This is a genomic window from Paraflavitalea sp. (assembly GCF_059502485.1).
This window is the reverse complement of the sequence record NZ_JCACET010000008.1, coordinates 386,944-404,124: the sequence shown is the minus strand read 5'-3', so window position 1 is coordinate 404,124 and position 17,181 is coordinate 386,944. Positions and strand designations below refer to the sequence as shown.

The 17,181-nt window shown below is 47.0% G+C and carries 8 protein-coding genes; 5 read left to right on the top strand and 3 right to left on the bottom strand.

Translation table 11 applies throughout. The features are described 5' to 3' along the window. Positions 1-38: 38 nt before the first annotated feature. A complete protein-coding gene (locus AC5JBY_RS04325) occupies positions 39-2,165 on the top strand; it encodes an alkaline phosphatase family protein (RefSeq protein WP_495903328.1) in 2,127 nt (708 codons plus the stop codon). A gap of 104 nt (positions 2,166-2,269) precedes the next feature. On the opposite strand, the gene AC5JBY_RS04320 is transcribed toward AC5JBY_RS04325, so the two are convergent. From AC5JBY_RS04320 to AC5JBY_RS04310, 3 genes are read right to left on the bottom strand one after another with little or no spacing between them, the layout of a single operon-like run. Further along, complete coding sequence (locus AC5JBY_RS04320; RefSeq protein WP_495903327.1) at positions 2,270-2,797, bottom strand: hypothetical protein; 528 nt, start codon at positions 2,795-2,797, stop codon at positions 2,270-2,272. A gap of 30 nt (positions 2,798-2,827) precedes the next feature. Beyond that, the gene (locus tag AC5JBY_RS04315; protein WP_495903326.1) at positions 2,828-4,504 is read right to left on the bottom strand and encodes a SusD/RagB family nutrient-binding outer membrane lipoprotein; all 1,677 of its coding nucleotides are present in this window, start codon (positions 4,502-4,504) and stop codon (positions 2,828-2,830) included. A 20-nt stretch (positions 4,505-4,524) separates the two neighbouring features. Beyond that, positions 4,525-7,752 carry a SusC/RagA family TonB-linked outer membrane protein gene (locus AC5JBY_RS04310; RefSeq protein WP_495903325.1) on the bottom strand — a complete coding sequence of 1,076 codons (3,228 nt, stop codon included), beginning with the start codon at positions 7,750-7,752 and terminating at the stop codon, positions 4,525-4,527. Between the two features lie 487 nt (positions 7,753-8,239). Between AC5JBY_RS04310 and AC5JBY_RS04305 the strand changes: the two genes are divergently transcribed. The 4 genes from AC5JBY_RS04305 to AC5JBY_RS04290 all read left to right on the top strand — a co-directional run bounded on the left by AC5JBY_RS04305 (position 8,240) and on the right by AC5JBY_RS04290 (position 17,059). Then, on the top strand, positions 8,240-9,439 hold the full coding sequence (locus tag AC5JBY_RS04305) for an exo-beta-N-acetylmuramidase NamZ family protein (protein ID WP_495903324.1): 1,200 nt from the start codon (positions 8,240-8,242) through the stop codon (positions 9,437-9,439). A 48-nt stretch (positions 9,440-9,487) separates the two neighbouring features. Continuing rightward, positions 9,488-11,293, top strand: a complete 1,806-nt coding sequence (locus AC5JBY_RS04300) for a 7TM diverse intracellular signaling domain-containing protein (RefSeq protein ID WP_495903323.1) — start codon at positions 9,488-9,490, stop codon at positions 11,291-11,293. A gap of 118 nt (positions 11,294-11,411) precedes the next feature. Further along, a complete protein-coding gene (locus AC5JBY_RS04295) occupies positions 11,412-15,656 on the top strand; it encodes an FG-GAP-like repeat-containing protein (RefSeq protein ID WP_495903322.1) in 4,245 nt (1,414 codons plus the stop codon). A gap of 170 nt (positions 15,657-15,826) precedes the next feature. Next, positions 15,827-17,059, top strand: a complete 1,233-nt coding sequence (locus tag AC5JBY_RS04290; RefSeq protein WP_495903321.1) for an RCC1 domain-containing protein — start codon at positions 15,827-15,829, stop codon at positions 17,057-17,059. Positions 17,060-17,181: the final 122 nt, after the last annotated feature.

Sequence of the window (17,181 nt, the reverse complement as noted above, 5' to 3'; positions counted from 1 at the left end):
CGTGGCAGGATATCCTGAATTGCTTTTAATTTTGCGCCATGAGAAAATCTGGCCTATTTACTTGTTGCCTTCTTTTATTGGCTGCATTTACTACTGAGGCCCAGCAGGCCAGCAGCACGATCAGGTTCAAGACCATTGAAGAACTACGCCAATTCCTGGTGCGCAGCGAAAACCGTTACCCGCTGGTAAGTGCCCACCGTGGCGGCCCGGAAAAAGGGTTTCCCGAAAATGCCATCGAGACTTTTGAGAATAGTATTCGTTACCAGCCCCTTGTCATTGAATGCGATATCGCTCTTAGCAAGGATTCGGCCCTGATAATGATGCACGATGATAAGCTGGACCGGACTACTACCGGCACTGGCCTTATTGGCGATTATACCCTGGACGAGTTGAAAAAGCTCAACCTTAAAGACAGTGACGGGAACGTTACTGCTTTTCATATCCCCACACTTGATGAGGTGTTGTTGTGGGGAAAAGATAAGGTATTGTACACCCTGGATGTAAAGCGCGGCGTGCCCTTTGCGCGTGTTATAGAAGCGGTGCGTCGTTGCAAGGCCGAAGCCTACTCTGTGATCATTACTTACAATGCCGATCAGGCGAAGGAAGTGCATGAACTGGCGCCGGATCTTATGATCTCCGTGTCTGTGTCGAGCAAAGAAGCGTATGACAGGCTACAGGCCAATGGAGTTCCCGACAACAGGATGGTTGCTTTTGTAGGCGTGCGTGAGCCGGACTCTACTTTGTACAATTTTCTGCATGAGCGAAAGATCATGTGTATTGTAGGCACGATGGGCAACCTCGACAGGCAGGCGGCCACCCGTGGTGATAAACTTTATTATGAGCTGATCGATCGCGGCGCGGATATTCTTTCCAGTGACAGAACGATAGAAGCTGGTAAACAATTGCAACAATATGTGCGTGACCATCGCATCCGTTCACGGAATGTTTATGTTTCCAGGCAGGAAGCGCCAGTAGATACCACGCAAAAGTTGGTGCCGGGTCGCGTAAATAGCGAAGCCAGCAGGAAAAAGCCCTATGTTATACTGATTTCCCTGGATGGCTTTCGCTACGATTATGCAAACAAGTACAATGCCTCCCATATTCAGGCACTGGCAAAACAGGGCGTTAGTGCGGCATCCATGAAGCCTTCTTATCCCTCGGTTACTTTTCCCAATCACTATACCATTGCAACGGGTTTGTACCCTTCGCATCATGGCCTCGTGGCCAATTGGTTTTATGACGGGTCGAAAGATCGCTCCTACAGCATGAGCAATAAAAAAGAAGTGGGAGATAGTAGCTGGTATGGCGGTACACCCTTGTGGGTGCTGGCAGAAGAAAATCAATTGCTAAGTGCGAGTATGTTCTGGGTTGGCTCGGAAGCAGCAGTAAAAAATACGCGTGCAACTTATTCCTTCAACTATACTGAAAAGATCAGTGTAGACAGGCGAATAGCGATTGTAAAAGATTGGTTGTCCCTGCCCGAAGACAAGCGTCCACACCTGATCACTTTTTATATCAATGAGCCTGATCATACCGGGCATACCTATGGCCCCGATGCGCCTGAAACCGCTGAGGCCGTGCGTATGGTGGATACGGCTATTTATCGCCTGACGCAAGCAGTAAAAAGTACTGGCCTGCCCGTAAACTTTGTATTGGTGGCCGATCACGGTATGACAACGGTTGATACTATAAGCTGGATGTCTTTTCCGGCTGCTATTGACACCACTCAATTTATTATTCAGTCTTCTGGCACTACTGTAAGTCTTTATGCAAGAGACAAACAAGCAATAATGCCTTTATATAAACAGCTGAAGCAAGAAGCAAAAGATTACCAGGTGTACCTGAAAAAAGAAGTGCCTGCTAATTTGCACTATGGTGCTGCCGATGATCGCTACAATAGAATAGGCGATATTTTACTGCTGCCCACCTGGCCCAAAGTATTTGCCGGTCAAAAGCCCAAACCGGGTTATCACGGGTTTGATCCTTCCAAAGTAAAAGACATGCATGCCATTTTCTATGCCTGGGGGCCTGCTTTTAAGAAAGGCATTACCATTCCCACATTTGAGAATATACATGTATATCCTTTAATAGCCGGCCTGCTTGGATTGCCCATCACAGAAAAGATAGACGGCAATAAGAAAGTGTTGCAAGCTGCGCTGAAGTAACCAGCTTATTAAGCATACCTGGCTCCAATAAAAAAGCGGCCATCATTTAATGATGACCGCTTTTTTTAATTGCTGAAAGATTCAGCTGTTCTATACACAAGACATTACTTAATGTAATAGGTAATTCTCTCTCCGAAGTTAACACCAGACATACCGATCACACCAGAACCTGAACCGGCAACGCCGGAAGCAGGGAAGGCTTCATATTTCTTGCTGCCAACATAAATGTCGGGCGCAATTTCGATGGTGTCTTTTGCTACAAGTGCTCCAACCAGGGTTGCTAATTCTGCCGAAGTGATCGTAAAGCTGGCAGGTAAAGTGGCAATATCTCCTTTAAACAACTTTGCCGATCCGGTAACACCGTTTCTTTTCCTGACTACTACGTCGATCTTAGTAGGTGGCGTTGTATTGTCGAAATACAAAATCGTTTTGAACTTGCCCTGGAAAGTTGGCAGGTCGGCAACGTTGACGTTAGCTGTGAAACCACCAGCTTCAAGATTGATGGAAACAGCAGGAACGCTTTCGATGTTGATGTTCTTAGGGATTGCTCCATCGTCTTTTGAGCAGGATACAAATGCAATCGTTGTAGCGAATGCAACGGCTGTAGCTATATTTATCTTTCTCAGTTTCATGATTTAATCTTTTTAATAGTAAGAAATGGATTAAGGCTGCCAGAATACTTTATAGTTTTCAGGAGTCTTTTGTGGCGGCGCATTTTTGTTTAAGCCGATCTCCGAATTGCTAAATGGTAAAGACCAGGGATATTTTCTATCGTTTTGCACAGGAGTTCTGGTTCCGTCAGGAGCAACCACGGCGCTTACAGTACCTTCTGGTGCCGGTGCAAATAATACAGGGTATTTGGTCCTTCTGTAGTCGGTGTAGTTATCAATAGGATTTTCGATCCTGTTGATCCATTTCTCTGTCATAACTAATTCCATCTTTTTGGCTGCGCTTGCTGCATCAAAAGCGGTGAGTACACCGTTTTTGTAAGTCGTAGTAGCGGCCAGTCCGGCGATTGCGGGAACTGTTTGTGCAGAGCCGGCAGTGCTTGGTTTAACGTAGTTGGCTACTATATTGTCTACCTGGCCAAATGACGCATCCAGTGCTTTGCTGAAAGCGGCTTTGGCATCACCGGTGATTGTTCCGGCAAGGATCAGCTCAGCTTCGAGGTACAGGCGGTCGGCATAAGTAATGAACTCGTGCGGACGGGCGCCGGTGCCTGCTGCTGCAACACCAATCGAGTTAACAGCTCTTGCGGCGCTATCATTGAAGCGGCCACCTGCAGGGTATACACCAAAGAGAGAATAAGTCTGGCTGTTGGAACCATCGCGGCAGGAGCCTGCAGAACCGAAGATGATGGTAACAAAACCTCCGTCGCGGTATTCCGTACAGTTTTCAGGTGTTGGGTTAGTGCCACCTGGGGCTGATTTTTGATTGTAGATATAATAAGGGATCCGTGGATCGGCAAGGCCGGTCAGGATGTCTGGATTCCATCCTTTCATGATCTCATACAACCAGGGGCTGAATAGCTGGCCACCACGCTGTGTAGCGGTATAGTCGCCGTAAGCAGGGTGCCTGTCATCAGTTGTGCCGAGCGGACCGTAAGGCATCATAAAGCTTTCGGCCTGCGTGTTGATCAGGGTAGCCGGATTGCTGAGCAATGCCGCAACCTGCGTCTTAACGTCCTGTACCAGCCTTACCTGTGTATACAGTTTCAGCTTGAGGGTATTGGCGGCTTTGATCCACATTGCTGTGCTGCCTTTGTAGATATAATCATCTGCGCCCGGCTTTACAGGGTTAGGTGTTGTATTGTTGATATCAGCAATACCCTGATCTATCAAAGCAAACAACTGTGGATAGATATCGATGCCTTTATCGAATTTAGGCTGTGTGATACCTGAGTCGAACTTGTCGTACTCAGAAAAGGGCACGTCGCCATAAACATCTACCAGCATGCTTACTGTATAAGCCTTCAGAATTTTGGAAACACCTGCGTATACAAAATTCTTTTCAGTAGTTCCACGGGCGATGATCACGTTAAGGTTGGAAAGTGCACTGTACAATCCCTCCCAGCCGGAAGAACCAGCACCATACCTGTCTGCGCCTACACGGCCAGTCATCTGGTGGGTATAAACCGACATCGTGTTGCCCAGACCAGTACCCAGTGCCAGGTTGCCGGCAATATTGCGCTCGGCAGCACTCAGTACATAGGATAAGCTAACAGAGGCTGGAGTGGGATCGTTGACGTTTTTGTTTACATCGAGAAATTTCTTACAGCCTGCGCCTGTCACAAGGACCAGTGCAGCTGAAAAAGCGTATATAAATGAATTCTTTCTCATGATTGAATTGTTGCTTTTAATTAGAAGGTTACGTTTAAGTTAACACCGAATCTCTTGGAGCTGGGAGCACCGCCGGTTTCAACACCTTGTGTACCACTTCCTACTACAGAGTTCATATCGGTATCGAAACGGGTATGCTTGGGCACATTGGGAGACAGGTACCACAGGTTGCGACCGTTTATTGCGAGGTTGATGTTAGATACTTTGAGTTTGCTCACCCATTTTGTAGGCAGGCTATAGCTCAGGCTTACCTCTCTTAACCTGTATATAGTACCATCGAATACTGCATATTCAAACGCACCGTTCGTAGCGAAGCTGGCGCCGGTACCTGCAGTGAAGAACAGGTCATTAACAGTAACCCTCGTTTGGTTGGGTACGGTTTTTCCACCCACCAGCATAGGCGCATAGTGCTGGAGACCATCTGCACCTACAACGGGATTGGGGTTGCCGTAAATACCAGAGATAACGGCCATCCTTTCTCTGTCTTCAGTATCCCTGGTTACACCTCTACCCAGCATACCGTTGATGGTTTCAGAGTAGAAATCTCCACCTTGTGTCCAATCTACCAGCACATTCAATGTAAACCCTTTAAAAGAAACAGTGTTGGTAAAGCCTACTTTGAAGTCGGCATTAGGATCGCCTACCATACCGTCATTGGGCTCAACCAATGGCATACCAGACAGCGGATGGATCAGCAACTGACCATCATCTGAGCGGGCAGAATAACCACCTCTTAAGAAGCCATAAGGTTTTCCTGGTTCTATCCAGTTATAACCACCAAGCTGGCTTCTTTGGAGTCCTTCTATCAGCTTCTCAACGGTGTTTTTGTTTTTGGTGAAAACAGCGCGGATATCCCACTGTATGTTTTTAGTTTTTATAGGATTCAGGTCCAATGCCATTTCCCAACCTGTATTGCTGATCTCTCCAAGGTTAGTATAGAACCTGTTGTAACCTGTTGTTTGAGGAAGTGTAATGGCATAGATGAGGTCAGTAGACTTTCTGTCGTACCAGGTTACTTCCACACCGATACGATTGTTGAAGAACCGCATATCTGTACCCAATTCCAACTCGGTAGTGAACTCAGGTGTGAGGTTTGGATCGAAAGTAGTGTTGCTTCTTGTAGAAGTTGGCTGACCCAGGAAACCTGCTGCGCTCAGGCCGAAAACAGCTTCCATGTTGTGAGGGTCCGCATCATTACCTACGCGGGCATAGCCTGCACGGATCTTACCGTAGTCGAACCAGTTGGATTTAAGATTAAGCGCTTCAGACCAGATAAGTGATCCGGAAATACCAGGATAGAAATAAGTTGCATTCTTATATGCAAGCGTAGAGGTCTGATCCGCTCTGCTCACTACGTTAAGGAAAGCCATGTTTTTATAACCGAGTGACGCATCAGCGTAATAACCTACCAGCCTTCTTTTACTTCTCCTGTCGGCGTCAAATCGTTGGCGACGGGTATTGGTAATAGCAAATAAGCCGGGAATTACAAAGTCAGCACCATAGAGCTGCTGATTGCGGGTATTCCTTTCGTTGACATCCAAACCCACGTTAACATCGAGCGTAAAGTCTTTGCCGATCTTGGGATTCATAACAGCCACCAGCTTTCCGTTGACCTCCTGTTGCCTGTTTACTACCTCAAGCATATTACCTCCAGGGTTATCAGCACCACCATAAGAAGACTTGTCGATGATCTGATCCCTGAACAAGGTGTAATTATTGACACCGGCGTTCATATCAAGCCTGATCCAGTTATTGAACTTATAAGAAGCCCTCATGGTTGCTACCAGACGATCATCAACAGAAGTGATAACGTTGTGGTAAGCTGCCCAGATTGGGTTGGTATATTGGCCGTCGTTGAAACCGATTTGTTGTCCAGCTATGTTTTCAGATGGGTAACCTGCGATATCCCAGTTACGGGCCATGGTATAGGTACGACCCCACTGTGACAGGAAGCTTTGAGCAGCACCGATGAAACCACCTACTTGTTTAGACCGTGCATAAGATGCATTGGCGCCGATGGTCAGTTTTCCGATAGCCGTTTGGCCGCCTACGCTCATATTGCTTTTACGGTAGCTGGAGTTGGTGATGTAGCCATCCTGGTCAAGATGCGACAGCGTGGCACTGAACAGTGATTTGCCTTCGCCACCATTCATGCTAACGGAGTGCTCCATCAGGTTACCGGTAGTGAAAAGATCTTTTACGTTATTGGGATAAGCTTTATAAGCAGCTCTTCCATTTGGAAAGAGTTGCGGATAAGAAGCAAACATGGTAGCCCAGGTGCTGGCAGGAATAGAGTCAACACCTGAAGCAGAAGTACCGATTACCGCACCTGAAGCATTATAGATAACGCCTTTTCCAAACCTGGCTCCCCAGGAACCGTTTGAGCTTTGTGTTCTGAAGTTGGCACCAGCGCCGTACAGGTTCTGGAATTCAGGAATGTTGGCTACTTTCTCGATGCTATAGCCGGCCCTGTAAGTTACGTTGAGTGATTTGGCTCCTCTTCTTGGGTTGCCTGATTTAGTGGTGATCAATACAACACCACCGGCGGCCCGTGAACCATATAGGGCAGCAGCAGCAGCGCCCTTCAGGATATTGACACTTTCGATGTCGTTAGGGTCAATGTTATTGATACTGGAGCCGTAAGTACCACCACCGCTGAATGGGTTGGAGGTATTTATTACGTTGTTGCTGTAAGGAACACCATCCACCACGATCAAGGGATCGGCACCACCGAATGAGGATACACCCCTGATCTGAATACGGGAGGCTGCACCAGGTGCACCCTGACCAGCGCGGATATCCACACCGGGAACTTTACCAGCCAGTGTGTTCAACACGTTTGGTTCAGAACGCTGCAGCATGGTTCCGGGGTCTACTTTCGACACCGCATAACCGATCGCCCGTTCTGTTTTCCTGATACCCATGGCTGTTACCACTACTTCAGACAAGGCATCTTTACCCGCATTAAGGGTAACGTCCATGGAAGCGCCTGATACGGGCACTTCCTTAGTAACATAGCCTACGCCAGACAAGACAAGAATATCTCCTCTCGAAGCGGAGATCCTGTAACTGCCATCTGCGTCTGTTGATGTACCTGTGGAATTTTTGCCTTTGAGAACTACTGAAACAAAAGGAATGGGTGCTCCTTTTTCATCTAAAATCTTGCCGGAGACGGTCAGGACTTGTGAGTTACCGGCGAATGCAAAGCAGAGCATCGCCAGTAAAAAACTGGAGAGTTTTTTTCTCATGTGAGTTTTGGTTTGTAAATGAATAACTTAATAATCCGAAATGAATATAAACAGATTTATCAAGAAAAGAACAATTTATCGTTGAGGCAGATCAATTATTTAAAGGAGAACAAATAACTACTTACTAAACAATAAGTAATAAGTATTAAAAAATACGTCTGTGAGCATTAAAAAATGGAGAAATACTCGATAAGTATAGTATTTACCACATAGATAAATTATGTTTATATGATGAATTAAGGAGGAAAAAGACCCTTTTGCGGCTAACAGTAAACTATACATGTAGAGACTTCATGAAAAGTTCATCCATGTGTCTTCCTTGCAGGTTAAAGCGCACTTGAAGCATAAATTAACCTCACATGGAGCATGAATGGGGCAAAACAAGCACCGGAAATGCAAATTCTAATTGTTTAACATACAATGCGTTTTTCTGCTGGTAATACAATGAAATTTAGTACCTATCTTTCTTGCTAAACGTTCTGATTGTATGCGCCTGTTACTCATCATTAGCTTTCTTTTCCTGTCCATAATTCCTTCGCAAGCACAGTCTGCCAAAAAGAAACCCATTCTTACCGGCGCGGAGCAGGTAAATAAATACCTCCCTTACCTGAAAGGCAAACGAGTGGCGATGATGGCCAATCCGACTTCTATTATTGGAAAAAAGCACCTGGTAGACAGTCTGCACGCACTCGGCGTAAATATTGTTAAGGTATTCGGCCCCGAACATGGGTTCAGGGGTAATGTAGGCGCCGGCGTAGAAATAAAAGATGAAGTGGATGCTGGTACAGGCATTCCGATTATTTCTTTATACGGCGCAAAGAACAAACCGAGCAAACAGGACCTTGCCGATGTAGATATCCTCATCTATGACCTCCAGGATGTAGGTGTCCGGTTTTATACCAATATCAATGCCCTAGTCCGGTTGATGGACGCCTGTTATGAAAGCGGCATAGAAATATTGATTCTCGACCGCCCCAATCCAAACGCCTACCTGATTGATGGTCCCATACTCGACATGAAGTACAGATCTGGCATTGGCATGTTTCCCATTCCTATGTCGCATGGATTGACGGTGGGTGAATTTGCGCGTATGGCCAACGGCGAAGGCTGGCTGACCAATAAAGTAAAATGCAAGATCAAGGTGATACAGGTGGCGAATTATAACCACGATATGGAATATGTGCTGCCTGTTAAACCCTCTCCCAACCTGAACACGCAACAATCCATTCTGCTGTATCCTTCCGTTTGCATGTTTGAAGCCACTTACCTCAATCACGGCAGGGGAACGATGTTTCCTTTCACCGTTTTTGGTAGCCCGGAATTAAAAGGTATCTATGAATTCTCTTATACGCCTACGAGTATAAAAGGCATGTCGGCGACTCCGCTGTTCATGGACCAGGTTTGCTATGGCATCGACCTGCGCAACTATGATGTGAGCCTCCTGCGCAAAAGCAAAAAGATCAACCTGCAATGGATCATGGAACTGTATAAGGCACATCCCCACAAAGAAAAATTCTTTGATAATAAGTTGAGCCGCGAAATGAACACCATTGAAATACAGATTGGCTCCGGTCTTTTCCGCCAACAGATCATCGATGGTAAATCGGAAGCAGAGATCCGGGCCTCCTGGGAACCCGGGTTGAGCCAGTATAAGGTGATGCGTAAGAAGTATTTATTGTATCCATAATAGGTATATACGCTATTTTTGGTTTTTTGACCAACAAGTAACCCCTGCTTGAAGAAGATTGTCGTTTTATGGCTGCTCGCCTTATGGCGGGTGGTCGCTATTGCCCAACCCGTTCATCAACTTGGCAACAACGCTGTTGCGCAGATAAACAATTACGCAGTTTTACCTGATCATGGTTATAGTTTCAACACGATCCTCACCGATAAAACGCTGCCTTTTATCATCAATGATTCCCTGCGACGGGGCAAGACCGCGGGTTACTGGCTGAAAATAATTATTGATAATCCATCACAGCAGGCAAAGAACTACCAGATACGGCTATTTCCTGGTATGCATAACCGGTTGTATTATTTCGACGCCAATGCACAAACCTGGGTGGAAGAACGGGCGGCCATGATGCCGGGATACGACTATGGCTGTATCAATCTGCGCGGGATGGCCTGCGTATTGCGGGCAAAAACAGCCAATACTATTTATATACATATCGACCTGCAGCACCTCGGGCCGTTCAACTATTCGTTTAAGCCGGACATTATAATTGAGGCCGGTGATCATGCCAGTTTGCAGGAACAGCTGATCTGGATCACCTGGATCACTTCCATGGCGATCCTATTGCTTTTTTTGCTGAATAATCTTTATGTCTACTTCAGTTTTAAAGATAAAACCGTTCTCTACTATTGTATCGGACAATTGGGTGGCATGATCTATGTCACCGCTCACAAACAGGTCTTCCCGGTGTTTTTTCCCAACCTGGTGTTCAGTACCGGGCTGCATGCTGGTGGAGTGCCTGGCTGGTATGGCCTTAATGACGTGCTTTTGCACATAGGCGTGTTGGTGGCTATCTACGGCATTGTGCAATACAGCCGCGCGTACCTGAATACGAAGCAGTGGTTTCCCCGGCCTGATGCCATACTGAGATGGGTAATGAAAGCCTATTTGCTATTGAGTGTTGTTTTCATGTTCATCAATACTGGCTTTTTTTACATAGAACAGTATATCTGGATATTGGACGATGCACTCACCTTTATAATTTATGCTACTATTTTATATATCAGTGTGGCAGGCTACCGGCGTCAATTACCTGCCGCCCGCCCCTTTTTAATAGCCAGTGTAGTAGGCGTAGTAAGCCTGCTGTCTATCCCGCTCTATCACCTGCTCACAGATCATAATGGTATGAGTGATCCATTTGTGCGGACCCTGTTGACCGACCTGGTTAGTATAACGCAAACCTTTGGGTTTTCAGTAGCCCTGGTAGCCCGCACCCGGTCGATACAAAAGGAGCTATCGGCCAAAGAAAGAGAGGCCTTGCAACTGGAAGCCGATCTACAGGAGCTTGGGTTGAAACATCAATCGATAGTACAGGAAAACCAGGAGATCAATACCGGGATGCTGCAGGAGAAAAGCCGGAACGAACAATTACAGGAAAAGCTGGAAGCCAATCAGCGGGAGCTGGCTTCCTCTGCCTTGTATATTGCGCAGAAAAACGAGTTGCTGGCCAGGCTGAAAACACAGATCAAAGAATTACATAAACTATATCCTGAAAACAAGCACCAGGGGTTGCAGGATATCGAATCTACGCTCCAAAGCAGCCTGTACCTCGATGCCGATTGGCAAAAATTCAAATTGCATTTTGAGCAGGTGCACCCGCACTTTTTCGACAACCTGCAGGCCAGCCATCCCAACCTCACCAAAAATGAAGCACGACTCTACGCCTATTTTCATATTAAACTTTCTACTAAAGAGATAGCCGCACTGCTCAACATTGATCCCGCCAGCGTGCGACGGGCCAAAACAAGGCTCTACAAAAAAATGGGCATCAACAATGCCAACAAAGCTGATGATGACTCAGCATAAGCATTATAATCAGCGATTTATTAATGCTGTCTACACTTTGTCTACGCCTGGTTTTACGATTTCAGGGGGGTAATGAATTGCTTTGCAGGCTACAATTACCCTAATCCCCTGACTGTATATGAAGCAAGTGTTTTTACTGTTTTGCCTGATTTCCATATTGCCGGTACCACGAAAGAACAGCACAACTGAACATATCAATGCTGTTCAGCCTGTGGCGTTAAAAACGTCCACGGTGGATACCAACCAGTTAAAGCAAAGCGACTGGTACGGCGCTGCCATGAAAAATGTGGCACAAAGCGAATACCATATTCACCAGGTAGAAAACACCAATATATATAGTAGTCCTAACCGCAGAAACAACCTGCGTTTTAAGTATGACGAAAACGGGTTTAGCGTAGAACCCAGGACCATAGCCAGCTGGAAAGTGTCTTTTACCCTCGATAAAAAACAAATAGGCGATGGTCGCTGGCAGGTAAACGGCAACCAGGCCGAGTACATTACCGATAACATCACGGTACAATATATCAATAACGAGGAAGGCATGCGGCAGAATTTCATTCTTCAAAAGCCTTTATCGGATGATAGCAATATAAAACTGCGCTTTAGTGTACAAACAAAACTGGCGCAGCGATTCAGCAAGGATAGGCTGCAGTTTGCCAATAAAAAAAGCGGTATTGTATTAAGCTACGAGCAGTTAAAAGTGTGGGATGCCAATGGCAAACCCCTCGAAGCGGCTTTTGAAAAAGGCAATAATGATTACTGCATTCATGTAAATACCCAACAGGCCAGCTATCCCATCACCATCGACCCGCTCAGTATCACCCCAGCTGCTATGATAGAAAGTAACCAGGTAGGCGCCTATTTGGGTTATTCTGTAGCCAGCGCCGGCGATGTCAATGGCGATGGGTTCAGCGATGTGATTGCGGGAGCTTTTGGATACGACAATGGTGAAACCGACGAAGGGGCCGCATTTATATACCATGGTTCGGCCTCAGGCATCAGCACCACTGCCGCCGCCATGGTAGAAAGGAACCTGTCAGGTGCCTGGTTGGGCTGGTCCGTAGCCAGTGCCGGCGATGTAAATCGCGATGGGTATAGCGATGTGATCGTGGGAGCGCCCTTTTACACCAGTGGCCAGTCCAATGAGGGAGCCGTCTTTGTATACCATGGCTCGGCATCGGGCATCAACACCACCGCAGCCACCATGGTGGAAAGAAACCAGGCAGGTGCCCAATTGGGTTTTTCAGTAGCCAGTGCCGGTGATGTAAATGGCGATGGGTATAGCGATGTGGTTGTTGGAGCACCCTATTACGACAACAATGCTTACGTCGATGAAGGGGGCGCCTTTGTATACATTGGTTCGCCAATTGGCCTTAGCAACACCAGCGTTCCATTAAAATGTGACCAGGCAGGCGCCCAATTGGGTTTTTCCGTAGCCGGTGCCGGCGATTTCGATGGCGATGGTTACAGCGATGTGGTTGTGGGAGCGCGAAATTACACCAATGTTCAAGCCGAGGAGGGGGCCATCTTTGTATATTATGGTTCAGGATCAGGGAACTACATCACTACTGGCGCAAGAATAGAAAGTAACCAGGCAGGCGCCAATATGGGCTGGTCCGTAGCCGGTGCGGGCGATGTAAATGGTGACGGATACAGCGATGTACTGGTCGGGGTGCCTTCTTACGAAAATGACCAAACCCGTGAAGGCGCCGCGTTCATATATCATGGTTCGTCATCGGGCCTCAATACTGCCGTTGTCCTTAAGATAGAAGGTAACCAGGCAGAATCCAGTATGGGCCGGTCGGTAGCCAGCGCCGGAGATATCAATGGCGATGGGTATAGCGATATCATTGTGGGAGCGCCCAATTACGACAATGTCGAATACGATGAGGGCGTCGCCTTTGTATATCATGGTTCGGCATCGGGTGTCAGTATCACCGCGCCTATCATGTTGGAAAGTAACCAGACAAATTCAATTTTCGGTTATTCTGTAGCTGCGGCCGGCGATGTCAATGGCGATGGATACAGCGATATCATTGTAGGAGCGGGCTATTACAACAATGGCCAGGGCGGGGAAGGAGCCGCCTTTACCTATCATGGTTCGCCATCAGGCATCAGCCTTACCACAGCTGTCATGATAGAAAGAAACCAGGCAGGCGCTACTATGGGGCTTTCCGTAGCCGGTGCCGGTGATGTCAATGGCGACGGGTACAGCGATGTGATTGTGGGAGTGCGATATTACGACGGTGGCCAGGACAATGAAGGTGCTGCCTTCGTATATCATGGTTCGGCATCGGGCCTCAACACCGCCTCAGTCACCATGATAGAAAGTAACCAGGTAGACGCCAATATGGGCTGGTCTGTAGCCGGCGCCGGGGATGTCAATGGCGATGGATACAGCGATGTGATTGTGGGGGCGCTCTATTACGACAATATCGAAACGGACGAAGGGGCTGCTTTTATATATCATGGTTCGCCATCGGGCATCAGCACTATCGCAGCTGCCAGGGTAGAAAGCAACCAGTTAAATGCACAAATGGGCCGTTCTGTAGCCGGCGCCGGTGATGTCAATGGCGATGGATACAGCGATGTGATTGTGGGGGCGCACTATTATGACAATATTGAAGCCGGTGAAGGGGCCGCGTTTATATATCATGGTTCGGCTGCTGGCATCAACACTACCGCAGCTGTCAGGTTAGAAAGTAACCTGCCAGGCGCCAATATGGGCTGGTCTGTAGCCAGTGCCGGCGATGTCAATGGCGATACGTATAGTGATGTGATCGTGGGGGCACCCTTTTACAGTAATGACCAGGGCCTTGAAGGGGCTGCCTATGTGTACTATGGTTCGGCCTCGGGCATCAAGACCACCGCCGCCGCAAAGGTAGAGGGTGACGTGGCAGGCGCCAATATGGGCGCTTCTGTAGCCGGTGCCGGCGATGTCAATGGCGATGGGTACAGTGATGTGGTGGTGGGAGCCCCCAATAGCAACGGCGGTTCCTATACTACTGAAGGCGTCGTCTTTGTATGTTATGGTTCGCCATCGGGTATCAACACGAACCTCAATTTCGCTCCCAGTATGCAAAGCAACCAGTCAGGTGCACAAATGGGTCGTTCTGTAGCGGGCGCTGGCGATGTCAATGGCGATGGATATAACGATATCGTTGTGGGGGCACCCTATTACGATGATGGCGAATTCGACGAAGGCGCCATATCTGTACATTATGGTTCACCATCGGGCATTAACGTCATCGGCTCCATGATACTAAGTAACCAGATGACCTCCTATTTTGGTTTTTCCGCAGCCTGCGCTGGTGATGTCAACGGCGATGGATACAGCGATATCATTGTGGGCGCGCCCTATTACGACTATGGTCAAGTCGACGAAGGCGCCGCTTTTATATACCATGGCAATAACACCGGGATCGGTAAACGCAATAATCTTACTTTATACAATACCGATTTAACTACTCCCCTAAGACGGAGCAATAAGGGCGCTCCCAATTTTGGCGCAGGGCTTTTTGCAAAATCTTTCCTGGGCAGAACCAAAGGGAAACTGGTTTGGGAAACAACAGTAAACTATTATTATTTTAACGGGTTACCCATAACCAACAGTGTCTTTTACACATCACAGCAAAGCAGCTATACTGATCTGGGAGTAACAGGTACGCTACTTAAAAACCTTGTAGACAAACGAGTGCCGAGCAGGTATACCAAAGTAAGAGTAAGGGTAAAATATGATCCTGTAACTGCTTTAACCGGACAGGTATACGGCCCCTGGCGGTATGTGTCTGCACAAGTAGCCGGCTTATCTTTAGGAGCTTTGCCAGTTGATTTGATCTCTTTTAAAGCCGCCTGGCTGCAAAAAGGCAAAACGGCGCAAATTAGTTTTATTACGGAGAATGAAAGCGCCATCTGCTGCTACGAGATTGAAAAAAGTAATGACGGTATTCACTTTAACAAAATAGGTAAGGTAGAGGCGCTGAATACTGCCATACGGCATACCTATACTTTTACAGACCATGCAGCTACCAGCACAAAACAATATTACCGGTTAAAGACCATTCATATCAATGGGGACATTGAATACAGCAACATACAATTGTTGCAAAGTAACCTGGCTACAGAAATTGTAGTGTTCCCCAATCCGGCTACCAACCTGTTGCAACTGCGATTAAATAACACGTACGAAAAAATAAATGTGCAGATCATGAACGGCGCCGGGCAGGTAGTAAAACAATACACGAATTTGTCAGCAGTCAATCAACTATTGCAAATACCCGTGAGCACTTTGGCAAGTGGCACCTACTTCTTATACCTGCAAAGTGGCAGCGAAAAACAGGTATTACAGTTTGCAAAAGAATAGAGAAACCATACCCCCGATAGGAGATGCAGCCCTAAACGCCCTCCCGGTTTATCGGGAGGGCATTCTTATTTTAAGGATGTCTTCTTCAGAAAAACACATGCAACGCCCTGTAATTTTTGCTTGTCAAGAAAAGTATATGTCGGTCTATTTTCCCAACAACTTAGCACTGCATGAACCCCCGCCTACTTATATTTTCATTTCTATTGATTTTTTCCTTTTCCTGCGGAAAGGAATATAGTTGTGAAGGCTGTCTTCCAACCACTCCGGCGCCTCCGACCCCACCCCCTCCGCCGGTTGATCCTCCTCCGGTAACTATCAATTGCGAGACGATTAACAATCTTGTCACTAATGTCAGCTTTGCAGCCCAAAGCTATCATAGCCTGGCTGTGTTGCCTGATGGTACAATAAAATCATGGGGTGCGAATTTTCACGGATGTCTTGGTGATGGCACAACAACCCACCGAAGCACTCCGGTATTGGTGGCTGGCCTGACCAATATCATTTCTGTGGCTACCGGAGAGGCGCATTCATTAGCACTTGGCAATGATGGAAACGTCTGGGTATGGGGCAACAACGAAATGGGACAATTAGGAAATGGTACAAATACTGATTCGCATATACCTGTAAAGCTTTCTTCGCTCAGCGATATTGTAGCAATCGGCGCAGGGTATGATTTTTCGATCGCGCTAAAAAAAGACGGCACTCTATGGGCCTGGGGCAACAATGTATGGGGCGTGCTCGGTGATGGTTCTTATACGAATAAATCATCACCGGTACAGGTAACTCTTTGTAAAGTCGTTTCTATATCGGTTGGCGTGGCACATGTGGTCGTGTTAAAAAATGATGGTACTGTCTGGACATGGGGATGGAACCTTAACGGGGTATTGGGTGACGGAAGCGCCGATTCAAAACGTTCAATTCCTGGTCAGGTACCCGGTCTTACGAATATCAAATCTATTGCTGCCAATGGCTCCATTCATACTATGGCATTAAAAAACGATGGTAGTTTGTGGGCATGGGGCGATAACAACCATGGTCAATTGGGAAACGGGACAGGCCAGCATCAATTTACACCAATACAATTATCAATTACAAATGTTGCTGCCATTGGAAATGGCGCACATAGCTCATTTGCTATACAGCAGGATGGTAAAGTATGGGCATGGGGCTGGAACCTTGCTGATAATCTGGGTATTGAAATACTTAATTCCTACCATGCCCCCAGCCCCCTTTATGTCAGCCAGTTTACCGATGTCAAAGCAATTACAGGAGGTTACACACATACATTGGTGCAGAAAAATAATGGATCGGTTTGGTCTATGGGAGGAAACGCTTCTGGACAGTTAGGTGATGGCAGTTCTGTTATTTATCGATGGGAAGCTAAACCTGTTCCGGGGTTGTAAATGAAAAAACGGCTACCGCTTTCGCTGTAATCGCTTCATTTTCTTGGTGGTGTGGAGCGGGATCGAACCGCCGACACAAGGATTTTCGGTTTAAAAGCCATGGCTTAATTGGGTTTCAAATA